Below are 16,533 nucleotides of genomic sequence, written 5' to 3'. Positions count from 1 at the left end.
GCTGAATCGAGGAAACGTCATCATGTCGCACACCACGATCGCGGAGTTGATCGCCCGGTCGAACCGGCTCGGATCGGATCCGAAGAACACCAACTACGCCGGCGGAAACACTTCCGCCAAGGGCACCGGAAACGACCCGGCCACCGGCAAACCCGTGGACCTGATGTGGGTCAAGGGTTCCGGCGGTGACCTCGGCACATTGACCGAGCAGGGATTGGCCGTGTTGCGGCTGGACCGGCTGCGCGGCTTGACCGAGGTCTATCCGGGGCTCGACCGCGAAGACGAGATGGTCGCCGCACTCGACTACACCCTGCACGGCCGCGGTGGTGCCGCACCGTCCATCGACACCGCCATGCACGGTCTGGTCGACGCCGCGCACGTCGATCATCTGCACCCCGACTCCGGGATCGCGCTGGCGACCGCTGCCGACGGGCCCGAACTCGCCCGCAAGATCTTCGGCGATCGAGTGATCTGGGTCCCTTGGCGACGGCCGGGGTTTCAGCTCGGACTCGACATCGCCGAGATCAGGAAATCCAACCCGCAGGCTATCGGCGTGATCCTCGGCGGTCACGGCATCACCGCCTGGGGTGAGACCTCCGACGAAGCCGAAGCGCACTCGCTCGAGATCATCGAGTCCGCGCGACGATTCATCGAAGACAACGGCCGCGCAGCCCCTTTCGGGCCTGATCTCCCCGGATACGCGTCGCTGCCGGTGGACCAGCGCCGTGCCAAGGCCGCCGCGCTCGCCCCTTTCCTGCGGGGTCTGGTCTCCACCGACCGACCACAGGTCGGGCATTTCACCGACGCTGAACCCGTCCTGGAATTCCTCGCCGCCGTCGAACATCCGCGTCTCGCTGCTCTAGGCACCAGTTGCCCCGACCACTTCTTGCGCACCAAGGTAAAACCGCTGGTGCTCGATCTTCCCGCCGCGGCGAGCATCACCGAATGCCAGGCCCGGCTCACCGAGTTGCATGAGGCCTATCGCGAGGACTATCGCGCCTACTATGAACGCCACGCCACCGCCGATTCACCGGCGATGCGCGGCGCGGACCCGGCCATCGTACTGATCCCCGGTGTCGGGATGTTCAGCTACGGCAAGGACAAGCAGACCGCACGGGTAGCAGGTGAGTTCTACCTCAATGCGATCAACGTCATGCGCGGCGCGGAATCCATCTCCCGCTACGCACCGATCGACGAGGCCGAGAAGTTCCGGATCGAGTACTGGGCGCTCGAGGAAGCGAAGCTGGCCCGGATGCCCGCACCCAAACCTCTGGCCACCCGGATCGCGCTGGTGACCGGTGCGGCCTCTGGCATCGGAAAGGCGATCGCGCGGCGCCTGGCGTCGGAAGGCGCCTGCGTGGTGATCGCTGACCTCGACGGCGACAAGGCCGCGGCGGTCGCCGCCGAGATCGGGACCGCTGATATCGCGATCGGCATCAGCGCCGACGTCACCGACGAAGCGCAGGTGCAGGCTGCCGTCGACGCCTGTGTGCTGGCCTTTGGAGGCATCGATATCGTGGTCAACAATGCCGGCCTTTCGCTGTCGAAGCCGTTGCTGGAGACCACCGCGGCCGACTGGGATCTCCAGCACAACGTGATGGCGCGCGGCTCGTTCCTGATGTCGAAGGCCGCGGCGAAGGCGCTGATCGATCAGCGCCTCGGCGGCGACATCATCTACATCTCCTCGAAGAATTCCGTGTTCGCCGGACCGAACAACATCGCCTACTCTGCCACGAAAGCCGATCAAGCACACCAGGTTCGCTTGCTGGCCGCCGAGCTCGGCGAGCACGGTATCAAGGTCAACGGGATCAATCCCGATGGCGTGGTGCGCGGTTCGGGAATCTTCGCCGGAGGGTGGGGCGCACAGCGTGCGGCCGTCTACGGCGTCGAGGAGTCCGCCCTCGGCCGGTACTACGCCCAGCGCACCCTGCTCAAACGCGAAGTGCTGCCCGAGCATGTCGCCAACGCGGTCTTCGCGCTGTGCGGTGCGGATTTCACCCATACCACCGGCCTGCATGTCCCGGTCGACGCGGGCGTGGCCGCGGCCTTTCTCCGATGAGGAGCCAGCGCACCGGGCAGCTCGCGGCGGTCGATCTCGGAGCCACCAGCGGACGCGTCATCCTCGCCACCGTCGGTCCCGACCGTCTCGATATCCAGCAGGTGGCCAGGTTTCCCAATGATCCTGTCGAGGTGTGGAACGGTCGACGCACAGCGTTGCACTGGGATATCGCGGGCCTGTACGGGCACTTGCGCAGGGGTCTCGCCGAGGCCGGCCGCCAGGCGCCGGAATTGCTCGGGGTCGGTATCGACTCCTGGGCCGTCGACTACGGCTTGCTGCGTGGCGGCCGATTGCTCGGCCTGCCGCACCACTATCGCGACACCCGCAGCGGTAGTGGTGTCGACGCGGTGCACGCGGCGATACCGGCGTCAGAGCTGTTCGAGCGTAACGGTCTCCAGTTCCTGCCGTTCACCACGATCTATCAGCTGGCGGCAGAACAGCTCGACGGAAACCTCGACATCGCCGAGCAAGCCCTGCTGATACCCGATCTGATCGGGTACTGGCTCACCGGCACTCTGGTCACCGAACGAACCAACGCCTCCACCACGGGACTGCTCGGGATCGATGGCGACTGGGACCGGGCGCTACACGCGCGAGTCGGCCTGCCCGCGAGATTGTTTCCCGATCTGGTCGACCCGGGCACACCTCTCGGCCCTGTCCTGCCATCGGTGACAACACAACTCGGGCTGGACCGTTCCCTACAGGTCGCGGCCGTCGCCTCACACGACACGGCCTCGGCGGTGGTGGCAATACCGATGGCGCCCGAGACCGCTGCCTATATCTCGTGCGGCACCTGGGGCCTGGTCGGTGTCGAGCTGAACGCCCCAGTGCTCACCGCGGCGAGCCGGGCAGCGAACTTCACCAACGAGACCGGCGCCGACAACCGAATCCGATTCCTGCACAACGTGATGGGGTTGTGGCTGCTCAGTGAGACGGCACGGCAGTGGGAGCGCGACGGCACCCGCGTCGAGTTGACCCGACTGCTCGACCACGCCGCTGCCTGCCCCGCTCCGGCCGCGGTCTTCGATGTCGGCGATCCACGATTCCTGACACCGGGCGACATCCCCGCCCTGATCGCGAGCTGGTACACCGAGCACGAGCTGCCGATCCCGGCGAGCCGGGTGGAGATGGTGCGCGCGATCATCGAAAGCCTCGCCGCAGCTTTCGCCCACGGCGTCCACACCGCGGCGAGATTGTCGGGAACCGACGTGCGCACGGTTCATATGGTCGGTGGCGGCGCGCAGAACCGGTTGCTGTGCCAGCTCACCGCCGACCACGCCGGTCTGCCGGTGCTGGCGGGTCCGGTGGAGGCCACCTCGATCGGGAACATACTGATCCAAGCGCGAGCGCACGGATTGCTCAGCGGCGATCTGGAGGCATTGCGGGCGGCAACCGCGGCAGCGTTCGCCCCCGAGCGGTACACACCGCGCCACACCACAGCGACCGAGAAGGCAGGCTGATGAAACGGCAGATTCCGAAACCACGCGACCTCGCCCCGCTACTGCGATTCAAGAAGCCCGAGTGGAACAGGAACAAGCGCCGCCTGGATGCGGCGCTCACCATCGAGGACCTGCGCGCGATCGCCAAACGGCGCACCCCGAAAGCGGCCTTCGACTACACCGATGGCTCCGCCGAAGCCGAACTGTCGATCGCACGCGCCCGGCAGGCCTTCCGCGACATCGAATTCCACCCGGCGATCCTGCGCGACGTCTCCAAGGTCAGTACCGGATGGCAGGTGCTCGGCGCGCCGGTGTCGCTGCCGTTCGGGATCGCACCGACCGGTTTCACGCGGATGATGCAGACCGAAGGCGAATACGCCGGCGCTCGTGCGGCGGGCCGGGTCGGTATCCCGTTCTCGTTGTCCACCATGGGAACCGCGTCCATCGAGGATGTCGCGCGAGCGAATCCACACGGCCGCAATTGGTTCCAGCTATACATGTGGAAGGACCGCGACCGGTCGATGGCCCTGGTGGAACGCGCCGCGCGCGCCGGGTTCGACACCCTGCTCGTCACCGTGGATGTCCCGGTCGCCGGAGCGCGCCTGCGCGACAAGCGAAACGGCATGACCATTCCGCCGACGCTGACTCCGGCGACCGTTCTGGACGCCCTGCCGCGCCCGCGGTGGTGGATCGACTTCCTCACCACCGAACCGCTGGCCTTCGCATCCCTGGACCGCTGGTCGGGCACGGTCGCCGAACTGCTCGACACCATGTTCGACCCCACCGTGGACTTCGACGACCTCGCCTGGATTCGCGACAAGTGGCCGGGCAAGCTGGTGGTCAAGGGCGTGCAGACCCTGGCCGACGCCCGCGCGGTCGTCGATGTCGGAGTAGACGGCATCGTGCTGTCCAACCACGGTGGGCGGCAACTCGACCGTGCGCCGGTCCCGTTCCACCTGCTGCCCTCGGTCGCCGCAGAGCTGGGCCGCGACACCGAGATCATGCTCGACACAGGCATCACCTCCGGCGCCGACATCGTCGCCGCGATCGCGCTGGGCGCCCGCTTCACCCTCATCGGACGCGCCTACCTCTACGGACTCATGGCCGGTGGCGAAGCAGGGGTCGACCGCGCCATCGCCATCTTGTCCGAACAAGTCGAACGCACCATGCGCCTGCTCGGGGTCACCAGCCTGGAGGAGCTGACGCCGCAGCACGTCACCCAGCTGACCGCACTCGCCCCCAGACCATTGCCCGGGGGGCAGCGGTGGTGAGCATGAAGGAGGTCGCCGTGACCGCGGGAGTCTCGGTCGGCACCGTTTCCAATGTCCTGAACGCACCGGAGAAAGTCGCCCCCGCCACCGTCGCACGCGTGCACACCGCTATCGAACAACTCGGCTTCGTCCGCAACGACGCCGCACGACAACTCAAAGCCGGTAGTTCCCGCTGCGTCGGGCTCGTGGTCCTGGACATCGGCAACCCGTTCTTCTCCGACATCGCCCGCGCCGCCGAACAACGTGCCGCCCAGCACGACCTCGTCGTGCTGCTCGGCTCCACTGACGACGAGATCGACCGTGAACGCCTCTACCTCGAAACATTCGACGAGCAACGCGTTTTCGGCTTGATGATCTCGCCCTCCGGCGACGACCTCGACCGGCTCCGCGCACTGAGCAAGCGCGGCATCCCGGTGGTCTTGGTCGACCGCGACGGCACAGGCACCCCGTTCTCCTCCGTCGCTGTCGACAACATCGGCGGCGGCCGAATGGCCGTGGACCACCTGTGTTCGACCGGGCGACGCCGGATCGCCTTCGTCGGAGGCCCACGCTCGCTACGGCAGGTCGCCGACCGACTCACCGGGGCCCGCAGCGCGATTCAAGACCACGCCGGGGCGGTACTGGAGCTGATCGAGACCCCCGCGCCCACGGTCGTGGCAGGCCGCGATGCGGGCGAGCGGATCCTGGCTGGGACAACAGGCAGGCCCGACGCGGTCTTCTGCGCCAACGACCTGCTCGCGATCGGTGTCCTGCAAGCGCTGACCCGGCACGGCGTGCGCGTCCCCGACGACATCGCGCTCATCGGCTACGACGACATCGACTTCGCCGAATCCACCATGGTGCCTTTGTCATCGATACGCCAGCCCAGCGGCCTCATCGGCGCCTCCGCCATAGACCTGCTCGTCGCCGCGGCGGACAGCGGTGCCGCCACCGAGCACATCTGCTTCACCCCGACCCTCGTACCTCGAGCGTCGAGCGCACGCCCATGAGACCTCTCCATCGGCAACGCCCCGTGCAGCTCGTCCCACGTATTCGTCGCCAGCCGTCACCAACTCCGCCAGCGGGCCCGGCCGGTCGCTCGCACCGGCGTCGCGATCGAGGCGGTGCGCGGGCGGGTCCGCGGTCCATCGAAGGCGAGTGGTGAGGGCCCTGCCGATGGCTTCGCCTGTTACGAATAGTCGTCGGTCGGATTGATCGGGTCGCGCGCACTCGACCCGGAATCACGAAACGATATCGCGGGTGGTGGCGGGCGCCGTCTTGCGTTCGCGCTGGGTGCACTAGATGGACTTGTCGCGCAGATCGAATGAGTTTCCCGACCAATTGGATTCGTCGTGTCTTCGATCAGACGATCGATTCGGGAGATCGGCGAGAAGATGGACGTCATTGAAATCCCTCGGCGAGTGAGGTCTATATCACATTTGGGTAACGCGACCAGTGGATTCGCCGACAGTTGTGAACGAGTAGCGCAGCACCACAGCGGATCTCGTCGCTCTCGCTTCCCGCAGATGATCTAGACGATCTCTGTTTCTAGGGCTTGCAGTCCATCTTCCTGGAAAGGTCAATGATGCAGTTTCGGAACTCCGAAACCCCATCCCGGCGGCGCCTACCCCGCCAGCGCAGGGCAGCACGCGAATTGCTGGCTTCGCTGCTGTCACTCGCGGTCGTGGCGGGCATTGCGATCGTCGGCGCCCCGCGCTCATCCGCGGCGTTCAACCCTGATGGATTCGATTTCTGGGTGGACTCCAGTATGGGCCCGATCAATTCGCGGGTGTTTCGCGCCGTCGACGGCAACACGGATCGCGTCGTCTATGCCCTCGATGGCATGCGAGCGCGCGAAGATCTCAACGGTTGGGAAATCGAGACGGAGGCTGCCCGGGAACTGACACGGTGGAACATCAACGTCGTCATGCCGATCGGCGGGCAATCCAGTTTCTACACCGACTGGAACGCCCCGTCGAGCTTCCTGGGGATTCAGCCCGGCGCGGGTTCGTCCTCGGGGTCTTCCAGCGGTTCGTCCTCGGGGTCTTCCAGTGGCTCGTCCTCGGGATCCGGTGGCTTGCAGATTTTTTCAGCTGGCCCCGGCAAGTCCTACGCCTATCGGTGGGAGACCTTCCTGACTCATGAGCTGCGTTACGCGCTGCGGGACCGGCTCGGATTCAACCCGAACCGCAACGGTGTGTTCGGCCTCTCGATGGGTGGCAGCGCCGCACTGACCCTCGCCGCCTACTATCCCGACCAGTTCAGCTTCGCCGGGTCCTTCTCCGGCTATCTCAATATCTCCGCGCCGGGCATGCGCGAGGCTATCCGAATCGCCATGATCGACGCCGGAGGCTACAACGTCGATTCCATGGCCGCGCCATGGGATCCCAAGTGGCTTCGGATGGACCCGTTCGTGTTCGCGCCCCGGCTGATCGAGAACAACACCCGGGTCTGGGTCTCCGCGGCCAGTGGCCGCCCCACCGCCACCGACAAGCCCAGTATCGGCACCCTCAACGGAATAGCGCTGGAAGCGCTCGCTCTGGTCAACACCCGCGCGTTTCAGGTCCGCATGGCAGCCTTGCGCGCGGCCAACGTCACCTACGACTTCCCCGCCTTCGGCATTCACGCCTGGAATAACTGGCAGGATCAAGTATTTCGCATGCTCCCGGATTTGTCCGCATCCATCGGATAGAACCCTCGGAACGATGTCGCGACCGTTGTGACGCAATTGATCTGGTTCAGCGTGCCGACCGGTACATCGTCGAGAGGGAGCTCGGCGGCGATCTTCGCTGGTCTTGCCAGCGGTAGTCAGCTCGTCGGCACGCTGCACTTCCGCACGATGTCCTCTGCCGAGTTCCGCCTGTGTTCGGCCGCGGCCCGTCTCGGCCTCGACGGGTCGAGCAAGACTCTGAGACCGGGTGGTCCCATTCGCTGAGAGCGGTGCCCGTAACCACGCTGCTGGGCAGGTCGGAAGCGGCGGACGCTCGGTGGCGTCGATGCAGAATGAACCTATGGACGCTCCCGCAGGTCGAACCGAAACGACCCCAAGGCTATCTGTCGAGGCTGAGTTCAGCGCACTACTGGGCCCGCTCCGCCGTGCGGTATTGCGTCGCACAAGGGCGTCGGAGGGTTTGCCTGATCTGCCGGACGCGCAGATCGAACTGCTTCGGCTTCTGGTGGCGACGGGTGGGTCGACCCCCAGTCTTGCGGCGACCGAACTCAAGGTGGCGCAGTCGACGATAAGCAATTTGATACGGACCATGTCCGCTGATGGCCTGGTTCAGCGTGTTTCGTCGCCGACCGATGGGCGCGTGGTCGTTCTGGTGGCATCGGCCGAGGCTCGCGACCTGCTGGCCAGATACGACCGCGCCAGTGCCGCTATGTTACGTGACTCGCTGGCGAAGCTACCGCCTGTCGATAGGCGGGCGCTGGAGGGTGCATTGCCGGCGCTGCGGAGGTTGTTGGGGGTGCTGAGTGATTAGGTGAAGCATTCACTGGGGGCGATAGCTCGGCGAGGGGGTTCCCCTTGGAGTGGTGACCCTCTAATGTACTTTTGCATCAAAAGTAATTGGTCAGGAGTTTCAAGTTGTGGGTCCGCGTTCTTCATTGTCGACACAAGATCACTAGATGGGGCGCCGCGGTCGTCGTCCTGACGGCGTTGGTCGTCGTGTCGGCAGTTGTGCAGCCGGCAGTTGGTGCGCAACCCTTCGGCGCGGCTCAGGACCCGGTAGTGACAGTCACAGGTGGTGCGATTCTCGGAACCCGTGCGGACGGTGTGGTGAAGTATCTCGGAGTGCCGTTCGCGGCCGCGACCGCGGGTGAGAATCGTTTCGCGCCGCCGCGGCCCGCGGTCCCGTGGACAGGGCTGCGTCCGGCGGTTCGGCACAGCCCGCAATGTCCGCAGACCTCCCTGCTGCCGAACGGTTTGGCGCTGCAGGAGTCCAGCGAGGATTGCTTGAGTATGGATGTCTACGCCCCGCAGCACGCTTCCAGCGCCAAGCTGCCCGTGATGGTGTGGCTCTACGGTGGTGCTTTCGTGTTCGGATCCAACGCTCAATACGACTCCCCGGCCAGGCTTGTGCGCGACGGCCAGGTGATTGTGGCGATCCCCAATTACCGGATGGGGCCTCTCGGTTTTCTCGCCTTGCCCGAGCTGTCCGAAGAGACCGGCGGTATCGTCGGAACATACGGTGCGCTCGATCAACAAGCCGCTCTGCGTTGGATTCGCGCCAACGCGGACGCATTCGGCGGGGATCCGGACAACGTAACGATCTTTGGCGAATCCGCCGGAGGGATGAGCGTTTGCACCCAGATCGCCTCCCCGCTGGCGAGCGATCTCTTCGATCGAGCCATCATCGAGAGCGGCTCGTGCGCCCGAAGCCCTCTTTCTCCTCCCAGTAGAGAGGTCGCCTACGAGCGTTCGACCAACTACGCCGCCAGCCTGGGCTGCGGGGAGCCGGAAACGCGTCTGCACTGTCTGCGCACGCTGCCAGCCGATCGGCTGGCCAACTCCCCGGGGGCGGCGTTGACGTCACTGGCGGTCACATGGGCCCCGGTCCGAGATGGGGTTGTCGTGAACTCCGGTCCAGAGGAGGCGTTGGCGGCCGGTGCGGCACGAGGGATGCCCATGGTCGTCGGAAGCAACGCGGACGAGGGCGCCACCTTCATCGCTCTGTTGGACTACGCTCGCGGAACCATTCCTACGGGCGATGACTACCTCTCGTGGGTGCGAGAGATGTTCGGCGACAACAGTTCTCTGGTGATCGATCGCTATCCTCTGGCGGGGTTCGCTGCTCCGGCCAAAGCCAAAGAGAAGGTGATCACCGATGGATTCTTCGCCTGCCCTGCGCTATTCACAACCGAGGCCGCCCGGCGCGGCGGTGCTCAGGTGTGGCAATACCGGTTCAACGACGCTCCGTTGGGGCAGAATCCCGTGCTGCCTGGCGCTTTTCATACAGCCGAAATCCCGTACGTCTTTTCCGGATTGATGGGAGTGGACGTGCCGCTGCCGCCTGCCGCAGACGTGCTCTCTCGGCATGTCCAGCGCAGCTGGGCTCAGTTCGCCCACACCGGCGATCCAGTCACGGCCGAGTTCTCACCTTGGCCGACAGAACCGGGTACCACCCTCGAGATGGGGAGCGACCGCGTCGCAACCGCAGCGTCGTTCGCGCAGGACCATCATTGCGACCTGTGGTCGAGCATCGACCAGATCGAGTAGCTGCGCAGCGCGCAACTGGCCGCCCAATTCCGGCAGCGATGCTGACCGGCTCGACCCCCCTCGGGGCGTGGCTGATCGGCAGTTTCAAAGTGCGTCTCCTAAGCGACAGCTTCGGAAACGGCGCCTCCACGGTTGGCGATCTGCCATCCGGCGGGCGAGCAGCGCCGAGCCTCCGAGCTCGGCGAGAATCTCAACATCGTTCGAGCCCGCTACGCGCAGAAGTACCTGCCGGCAGCGCCGAGCCTCCGGGCTCGGTGAGAATCTCAACCGGGCGCGTGTGCAGGTGGCGTTTCCGTGGTCCCTGTGGCTTTCGTTGGTGTGATTGGCGGTTGTTGGTCGGTGCTGGAGAGTGGGTGGGGATCGCCGGTAAGTGTGACGAGTGCTTCGATGACTTCCGGCAGTCCGGCCTTGACGTAGATGAGGGTGGATCGGGATCCGGAGCTGGTGCCGGGTCCGGTGTGGCCGGCGTAGGCTCGCGCGACTGCGATGCCGAACTCGCGTTCTACGAAGGTCAGGGTGGTGTGGCGGAACCAGTGCGCGGTGATTTGGAGTGCGGCGGCCCAGGGGAGGTGGGCGCGAAGACGCTGGTTGAGGGTGTCGTAGCGGCGGCGGCCCATCGGGCGGCCGTTGCGGTAGCGGAACACGTGATCGGTTCGGGTTGTGCCGCCTCGATCGTGGACGTGCTGGACGAGATGCCGCATCAAGGTTGGCGATATCGGTTGCCATCGGAGGGTGCCTCCCTTTTCTCGAAGCCTGACGAGGCAGTGCTCGATGTTCAGGTCCGCTACAAGTAGGCGCAGTGCGCCACCGCGGCGGCATGCGGTCTCGATGTGGAATCGGACCAGCAGCGCATCGAGTTGCGGGTCGTTGCCTGTGGTGGATGCGACTTGGGCGAGTTGGTTGATCTGCTGGGGGGTGAGGGCGTGGCGGGCACTGGCCAGTTGTGGGGGTTTGCGCACGGCTGCGGCTGGGTTGGTGGAGGGGTGAACGAAGCCGTCGCGTTCGGCGTGTCGGTAGAGATGCCGGAGGGCGGAAACGAACATGCGGGCGGCGCTTCGTCCATCGCGGGTGTTGGCGCGAATCGCAGCGTGTTTTCGGTATGTTTCGACCAGTGCCTCTATCTCGGCAGGGTTTGGTTCATCGAGATGTCGGTCGCCCCAGTGCTTTTCGAGGTGCCGCCAGTATGTTCTGTAGTTGCGGAGTGTGCTGTCGTTGATTCTTCCTGAAACGATGTGGATGTAGGACCGGAACGTCGGCACTGGATCTGTCGCGTGCGGACTTGTTTGCAGGTCTTTGACGGTCAACCCGAGACGCGATAGCAGGTGTAGTGCGGTGCTGATGTCGTCATTTGTGGTCACGGCTTGTGCTCCCAGATTCGACGACGGTGTGCCCACAGAGCCCCGGCGACAACTTGCTGTGGATATACAGCGATGACCTCCCCTGCGGGTGCTGCCGCAAGGAGGACTCGTTCACCGGCAGCGAGCGCGCAGTCGCGTCGGACCGCGGCGGGCAGGTAAAGGTAGCCATTGGTGTGGATGCAAAACCGTCCCGATCGCGAGCGTCGAAGAACCGGAATCTGCCCATCAACGGTGATGGCGAGAGGGTCACCGGGCGTCCACGACATCACGCGGAGCAGTGATTTGGTGCCGAGACGGCCACGGTTGTCCAAGGTTGTTGTAGTGCAGAAGAAATTGGGTATCGGAGATGGGGGCAGTGCTTCCGGAAATTGGAATGGGATGGTGTCGGGCGTCTTCGCTCTTCTTGTCCGGTGACGGAGCAAGCCGTCGAACTCGAGGAGCGGCTCTGGGTGACGGCCGCGACCGCGCTGGTCGTCGTGACCGGCAAGTCGGCCAGCCGCATTTCGTTTGGACTCGGGGGCCGGTCGACGTTGGCTGTCGAGGTGCTGTAGGGCGCTCATCAGGGTGGGCGAGACGGGCTGCCAGCGTTCTGTGGCGCCCTTCTCGCGCAGGCGAATCGAGCACTCGGTGGGGTCGAGGTCCTGTGGCCGCAGGGCCAGCACGCCGCCGCGTCGGCATGCGGTTTCGATGTGCAAGCGGATCAGTACTTGGTGAAGCTCGGGGTCGGGACCGTCGGCTGTGACGCGATAGATGTCGGTGAGAACGGTGTCGGGCAGGGCTCGGCGGTGGGGATGTGGTGGTGCGCTGCGGTCGAGTTCGGTGGTGGGGTTGCTTGCAGCGTCGATGAGCCGGTCGCGGACCGCGTGCCGGTATAGGCAACGCAGTGCGTCGACCGCCGCGCGGGCAACCCCTTTTCCTCCGCGGTCGCTACGTCGGATGACTCGCTGCTGACGAATCTGATTGACCAGTGCGGCGAGTTCGCTGGTGGTGGGTTCGTCGAGACGCCGGTCCGGCCAGAGGGCGGCGATCTTGTTCCAGTAGGAGCGGTAGTTGTCGCGGGTGCGGGTCGGTGGCATCGCCGCATACACGCGCGGTACATACTCGGCGAAGGTCGGCACGACGACGGTGGGCCTGGATGCGGTGGCCATCAAATCGTCGGTGGTGACGTTCAGGCGTTCGAGAATCGCTGCAGCGGCGGCGATGTCGGCTTCTGATGCGCGCATTCGTGCACTCGTCATTCAGCGGTCCTTTCCGCCCTCGAGTGCGATCGCAACAGGTCTTCCAGAACGACGGCGGGGTAGATAGCCAATTGCTGGGCGTCGACATCGGCGAACAGCGCTGCTCGGTCCCTCGCGACAAGTCCAAGACGACAGCGCGCCTGGGCTGGCAGCCACAGCCGTCTGTCTGCCAGTCGGATCCGGGAAGTTGCCGACGGAACGATCGCGATCCAGCCTGACTCGAACCGCCAATCTAGTGCTGTCTCGGCGTCCCAACCCAGCACCGCCAGAACGTGTTGTGCCACTAACCGGCCCCGGACATCGATCGGTCGAACCTCCAGCGCGACAGTCCGAGGACGCGTCGGCGTGGAATGGGACTTGACGAGTGGAAGCGGTAGGGGCGAGCGCGCGGTCGAGACACTCTGCCGAGGGTTTGCCGAAGGTGGCACAAGCGGTTGGAAAGTCCCCTTACGCATGCTGTTCCGCCTCTCCGAACAGCGCCGTCGAGGTCACGAAGGCGCAGGACTGGTCAGCAGCACGCCGTAAGAACACAACAGATGCAGCAAAGAGAACGCAATATTGTGTTCTTGCATCTGTAAGAGCATGATCCAGCTAGCCTGGGTACGAACAACCGATCCGATGAGCGGGAATTACCGAATCGAGAGCCAATGATGTTGGTATATAGAGCTTTGGTGTCGGGTGAGTCAGGGGTGTGGCGATGAGCGAACGCAGTGAGCGAATCATGTGCCAGCGCGCATCGCGCAGGCCGGAGCCGAGCGTCAGCGAGGCGAAGGCATGAGCGCGCCGACGGTGGGGGTGCTGCCGACGGCTCCGCAGATTTTGTGTGCGTTTCAGGGACGGCGCTTCCAAGACCGCGAGCTGTTGCGGTCCGCGCACGCGCTCGCCGAGCTGCACGCTCGGCGCGCCGAGGTGCGCGACGCCCATTTGGTCGCCGAAATAGATTGTCGGCGTGGGGAACTCGTCGACGATATCAACGACTGGGTCGCCCAGGAGATGCCGCAGCATCGCAACGGCGCCTCACTGCACACCGAGAGTCTCGGCGCCGTGGTCGACCGTATGGCGCGCAGCTGGGTGAACGCGAACCAGGCCATCGACGTCGACGGGCCGCGCAGTGACAACACCCATAAACACTGGTACCACTTGGCCGAACTCGTCGACGGCTACACTGATTTGGTAACCGACGTGGCCGGAGGCCGGCGTCGACTGCCCGAGCAGTAGCTGCTCACGACGGCCGACGGGCTACCGCGCCACCGCCACGACGGCGACGTCCCGGGTGGAATGTCATCCGACCAGTGCGTCCGCCCGGAAGCGTCGCCGCCCGTAGTGACGGCGGGCGCAACGGGGCGCCCCGCCCGGCGTGCCGCGTGGTCGACTGGCGCGGCACGCCCGCTGGATGTGGTTGCCGCACATCGACGGTAGCCGACTGGTGGCAATCGAAAGCAAGCCATACTTCGACTACGGTCGATTGCCGTCCGCGCCTACCGCGGGCACCCGTCCGGCTCGGCGGCGTTCGCGACGCCGACGGCGGTAGCGGCGAATCCGGCTCGCCAGCAACATGATCAAAACGAGGCCGATCAGCAGGAGCAATCCCGCCACGAGCGCCGCGGCGACCGGGTGGAAGATCGCGAGCGTGATGACGCCCGCGACGGCGAGATCCTCCACGGCGCTGGTCACGATATTGCTGGCCGGTTCCGGCGAGGTGTTGATCGCCATCCGCAGCCCGGCCTTGACGAGGTGGCTGACCAGCGCGGTGGTGCCACCCACCGCCGCCGCGACCAGTTGCGACAGCGAATCGTCGGAGCCCGCGATGAGCGCCGCGACCACGGCTCCCGCGGCTGGGCGCACCACGGTGTGCAACGTGTCCCAGAACGTGTCGAGGTACGGGACCTTGTCGGCCACCGCCTCGATGAGGAACAGCACCCCGGCCGCGATCAGCACGTCGGTGCGTTGCAGGCCCTCCGGCACCTCGTCGGAAAGCCCGGTGACGCCGAACAACCCGAACAACAGCACCACGGCGTAGGCGTTGATACCGCTGGCCCAACCCGCGGTGAAGATCAAGGGGAGCAGGGACACACCTCGATCCTAGTGCCGCGCCCGGAACGCTCGGCGCGGCAAACCGGCCGAAGGCCCCCTTCAACCCGCCCGGCGCCGCCCGCCTTTGCGGTGCCCCGCACTCACCGCAGGGCCGCGCGTCCTCTAACCCTGCCGAGCAGCACCAGCGCCACCAGCGTGACCACCACCAACACCGTCGTCCCCGCCGCCGCGTCGAACACATCCCCCCGATCGGTCTGCCCGAAGATGGTGACCGGCAGGGTGCGCCAAGTAGCGGGATAGACCATGATGGTCGCGCCCAATTCGCCCATCGACAGCGCGATCGCCAGGCCCGCCGCCGCGCCGAGGGCGGGCAGCAGTAATGGAAGAGTCACCTGGCAGAGCACCCGAACCGGCCCGGCCCCAAGGGATTCGGCGGCCTGCCGATAGTCCGGGTCGAGCCGGTCGAGCGCGGCCGACACCGCGCTGAACGCGTAGGCCAGCACCAGCACCGCGTGCGCCACGATGACGATCCACTTGGAACCGCCAAGCAGCAGCGGCCGCTCGTTGAACGCGATCAGCATGCCGAGGCCGATGGCGACCGAGGGCACCGCGACCGGCAGGTGGAACACCGCGTCGGTCAGCCTGCGGCACCACGTCGGCGCCTCCCGCGCGGCGAGTGCGGCCCAAGTGCCGACGACCAAGGCGAAGGCGCCCGCCAGCAGCGCGGTCTGCAAACTCACCGACAGGCTCGCCGCCTCCTCGCCCGACAGTGCCTGCCGGAAATTGGCGAGCCCGAGATCCGAAGGAATCGGGCCGGTCCAGCTCCCGGCCAGCGACGCCCCGACGACGGTCGCGATGGGGGCGACGAACACGATCGCGACGACCAGACCGAACACCGTCAGCAGCACCGCCCGGCCGGTTCGGGTCCACACCAGCATGCTCACTGTCCTTTCCACGCCGTGAGGCGCGCGAAGACGAATCGATAGGCGGCGTACAGCGTCAGCGAAAGCGCCACCTGCACCGAAGCGAGCACCGCCGCGCCCGGCAGGTCGAAGGTCACGATGCCGCGGGTGTAGATCAGCGCGGGCAGCGTCAGCACGCCCTTGGCGCCGGTGAACAGCACGATGCCGAACTCGTTGAGCGTCAACAGGAGAACGAGGCTGCCGCCCGCGGCCATGGCGGGCCAGGCCTCCGGGAGGACGACCTGGCGCAGCACCCGCCACGGCGAAGCGCCGAGACTGGCCGCCACGTCGAGCTGTTCGCGCGGCAGCCGGGCGAACGCGGCGAGCAGCGGACGCACCACGAACGGCGTGAAGAAGGTGATCTCGGCGGCGATCACGCCGAGCGGGGTGTTGAGGAAATTCAGCAGGGGAGCGTCGCGTCCGGTGATTTCGGCGATGAGCGTGTTGAGTGCGCCCGCGGTGCCGTAGAGGAAGGTGAACGCCAGCGTCACCAGGAACGAGGGCAGGGTGAGCACCGTGTCGATCAGCCTGCCGACCACCGCCGAACCCGGGAACGGCACGAACGCCAGCACGATGGCGAGGAACGCGCCGAGCACCAGGCACCCCGCGGTCGAGGCGAACGCGATGGAAACGGTGCGCCACAGCGCGTTTCGGAACGATTCCGAACCCAGCACCGAGGACCACACCTCGGTCCCGCGCCCGTCCGAGGTGACCGTCGACTCGGTGAGCACCCGCAGGATCGGATATCCGGCGACCAAGAGAACCAGGACCACCGGCGGTAGCGTCCACAGCACCTCGCGCCACGTCCGCCGCGTGGTGCCCGGTGCAGGCTCGACCCTGTCCACCGGATGTTCGAGCAGTACCGCGCTCATGCCGGACCCTCCTGCGCACGGCCGTTCGGCCAACTGGACGGCACCGCGAGCCCGAGCGGGCTCCCGCTGCCGCCTCGCGAGGACGCCGCGCCGCGGTGGAGGA

13 protein-coding genes are annotated in these 16,533 nt (G+C 66.0%); 8 read left to right on the top strand and 5 right to left on the bottom strand.

Translation table 11 applies throughout. From position 1 onward, the window contains the following. Nucleotides 1-22: 22 nt before the first annotated feature. The 7 genes from AB0H49_RS22470 to AB0H49_RS22440 all read left to right on the top strand — a co-directional run bounded on the left by AB0H49_RS22470 (nucleotide 23) and on the right by AB0H49_RS22440 (nucleotide 9,966). Nucleotides 23-2,059, top strand: a complete 2,037-nt coding sequence (locus AB0H49_RS22470) for a bifunctional aldolase/short-chain dehydrogenase (RefSeq protein ID WP_357254041.1) — start codon at nucleotides 23-25, stop codon at nucleotides 2,057-2,059. Next, nucleotides 2,056-3,519, top strand: a complete 1,464-nt coding sequence (locus AB0H49_RS22465) for a rhamnulokinase family protein (RefSeq protein WP_357254039.1) — start codon at nucleotides 2,056-2,058, stop codon at nucleotides 3,517-3,519. The genes AB0H49_RS22470 and AB0H49_RS22465 overlap by 4 nt, the downstream gene beginning before the upstream one ends. Continuing rightward, a complete protein-coding gene (locus AB0H49_RS22460) occupies nucleotides 3,519-4,769 on the top strand; it encodes an alpha-hydroxy acid oxidase (protein WP_357254037.1) in 1,251 nt (416 codons plus the stop codon). Before AB0H49_RS22465 ends, AB0H49_RS22460 begins: the two co-directional genes overlap by 1 nt. A 2-nt stretch (nucleotides 4,770-4,771) precedes the next feature. Then, nucleotides 4,772-5,758: a LacI family DNA-binding transcriptional regulator gene (locus AB0H49_RS22455; RefSeq protein WP_357254035.1), complete on the top strand. Its 987-nt coding sequence runs from the start codon at nucleotides 4,772-4,774 to the stop codon at nucleotides 5,756-5,758. A 644-nt stretch (nucleotides 5,759-6,402) separates the two neighbouring features. Further along, nucleotides 6,403-7,440 carry an alpha/beta hydrolase family protein gene (locus AB0H49_RS22450; RefSeq protein WP_357254033.1) on the top strand — a complete coding sequence of 346 codons (1,038 nt, stop codon included), beginning with the start codon at nucleotides 6,403-6,405 and terminating at the stop codon, nucleotides 7,438-7,440. Nucleotides 7,441-7,879: 439 nt separating this feature from the next. Continuing rightward, nucleotides 7,880-8,230: a MarR family winged helix-turn-helix transcriptional regulator gene (locus tag AB0H49_RS22445; protein ID WP_357254031.1), complete on the top strand. Its 351-nt coding sequence runs from the start codon at nucleotides 7,880-7,882 to the stop codon at nucleotides 8,228-8,230. 248 nt (nucleotides 8,231-8,478) lie between these two features. Continuing rightward, nucleotides 8,479-9,966: a carboxylesterase family protein gene (locus tag AB0H49_RS22440; protein WP_357254029.1), complete on the top strand. Its 1,488-nt coding sequence runs from the start codon at nucleotides 8,479-8,481 to the stop codon at nucleotides 9,964-9,966. 263 nt (nucleotides 9,967-10,229) lie between these two features. Here the strand turns inward: AB0H49_RS22440 and AB0H49_RS22435 are convergent, their stop codons facing one another. Then, nucleotides 10,230-11,324: a tyrosine-type recombinase/integrase gene (locus AB0H49_RS22435; protein WP_357254027.1), complete on the bottom strand. Its 1,095-nt coding sequence runs from the start codon at nucleotides 11,322-11,324 to the stop codon at nucleotides 10,230-10,232. Then, nucleotides 11,321-12,562, bottom strand: a complete 1,242-nt coding sequence (locus AB0H49_RS22430) for a hypothetical protein (RefSeq protein WP_357254025.1) — start codon at nucleotides 12,560-12,562, stop codon at nucleotides 11,321-11,323. The genes AB0H49_RS22435 and AB0H49_RS22430 overlap by 4 nt, the downstream gene beginning before the upstream one ends. 858 nt (nucleotides 12,563-13,420) lie before the next feature. On the opposite strand from AB0H49_RS22430, the gene AB0H49_RS22425 reads away from it, so the two are divergent. Continuing rightward, entirely contained in the window at nucleotides 13,421-13,780 is a 360-nt protein-coding gene (locus AB0H49_RS22425) for a DUF4254 domain-containing protein (RefSeq protein ID WP_354999847.1), read from the top strand. A 237-nt stretch (nucleotides 13,781-14,017) separates the two neighbouring features. On the opposite strand, the gene AB0H49_RS22420 is transcribed toward AB0H49_RS22425, so the two are convergent. The 3 genes from AB0H49_RS22420 to AB0H49_RS22410 all read right to left on the bottom strand — a co-directional run bounded on the left by AB0H49_RS22420 (nucleotide 14,018) and on the right by AB0H49_RS22410 (nucleotide 16,430). Continuing rightward, the gene (locus AB0H49_RS22420) at nucleotides 14,018-14,635 is read right to left on the bottom strand and encodes a DUF4126 domain-containing protein (protein WP_357254023.1); all 618 of its coding nucleotides are present in this window, start codon (nucleotides 14,633-14,635) and stop codon (nucleotides 14,018-14,020) included. A gap of 101 nt (nucleotides 14,636-14,736) precedes the next feature. Further along, complete coding sequence (locus tag AB0H49_RS22415; RefSeq protein WP_357254021.1) at nucleotides 14,737-15,534, bottom strand: ABC transporter permease subunit; 798 nt, start codon at nucleotides 15,532-15,534, stop codon at nucleotides 14,737-14,739. 2 nt (nucleotides 15,535-15,536) lie between these two features. Beyond that, nucleotides 15,537-16,430 carry a 2-aminoethylphosphonate ABC transporter permease subunit gene (locus tag AB0H49_RS22410; RefSeq protein WP_357254019.1) on the bottom strand — a complete coding sequence of 298 codons (894 nt, stop codon included), beginning with the start codon at nucleotides 16,428-16,430 and terminating at the stop codon, nucleotides 15,537-15,539. Nucleotides 16,431-16,533 lie beyond the last annotated feature (103 nt).

The organism is Nocardia sp. NPDC050713 (genome assembly GCF_040654315.1).
In the GTDB taxonomy this organism is placed as follows: domain Bacteria; phylum Actinomycetota; class Actinomycetes; order Mycobacteriales; family Mycobacteriaceae; genus Nocardia.
Note: the sequence above shows the minus strand (reverse complement) of the source record. Positions and strands in the feature narration are given on the sequence as shown.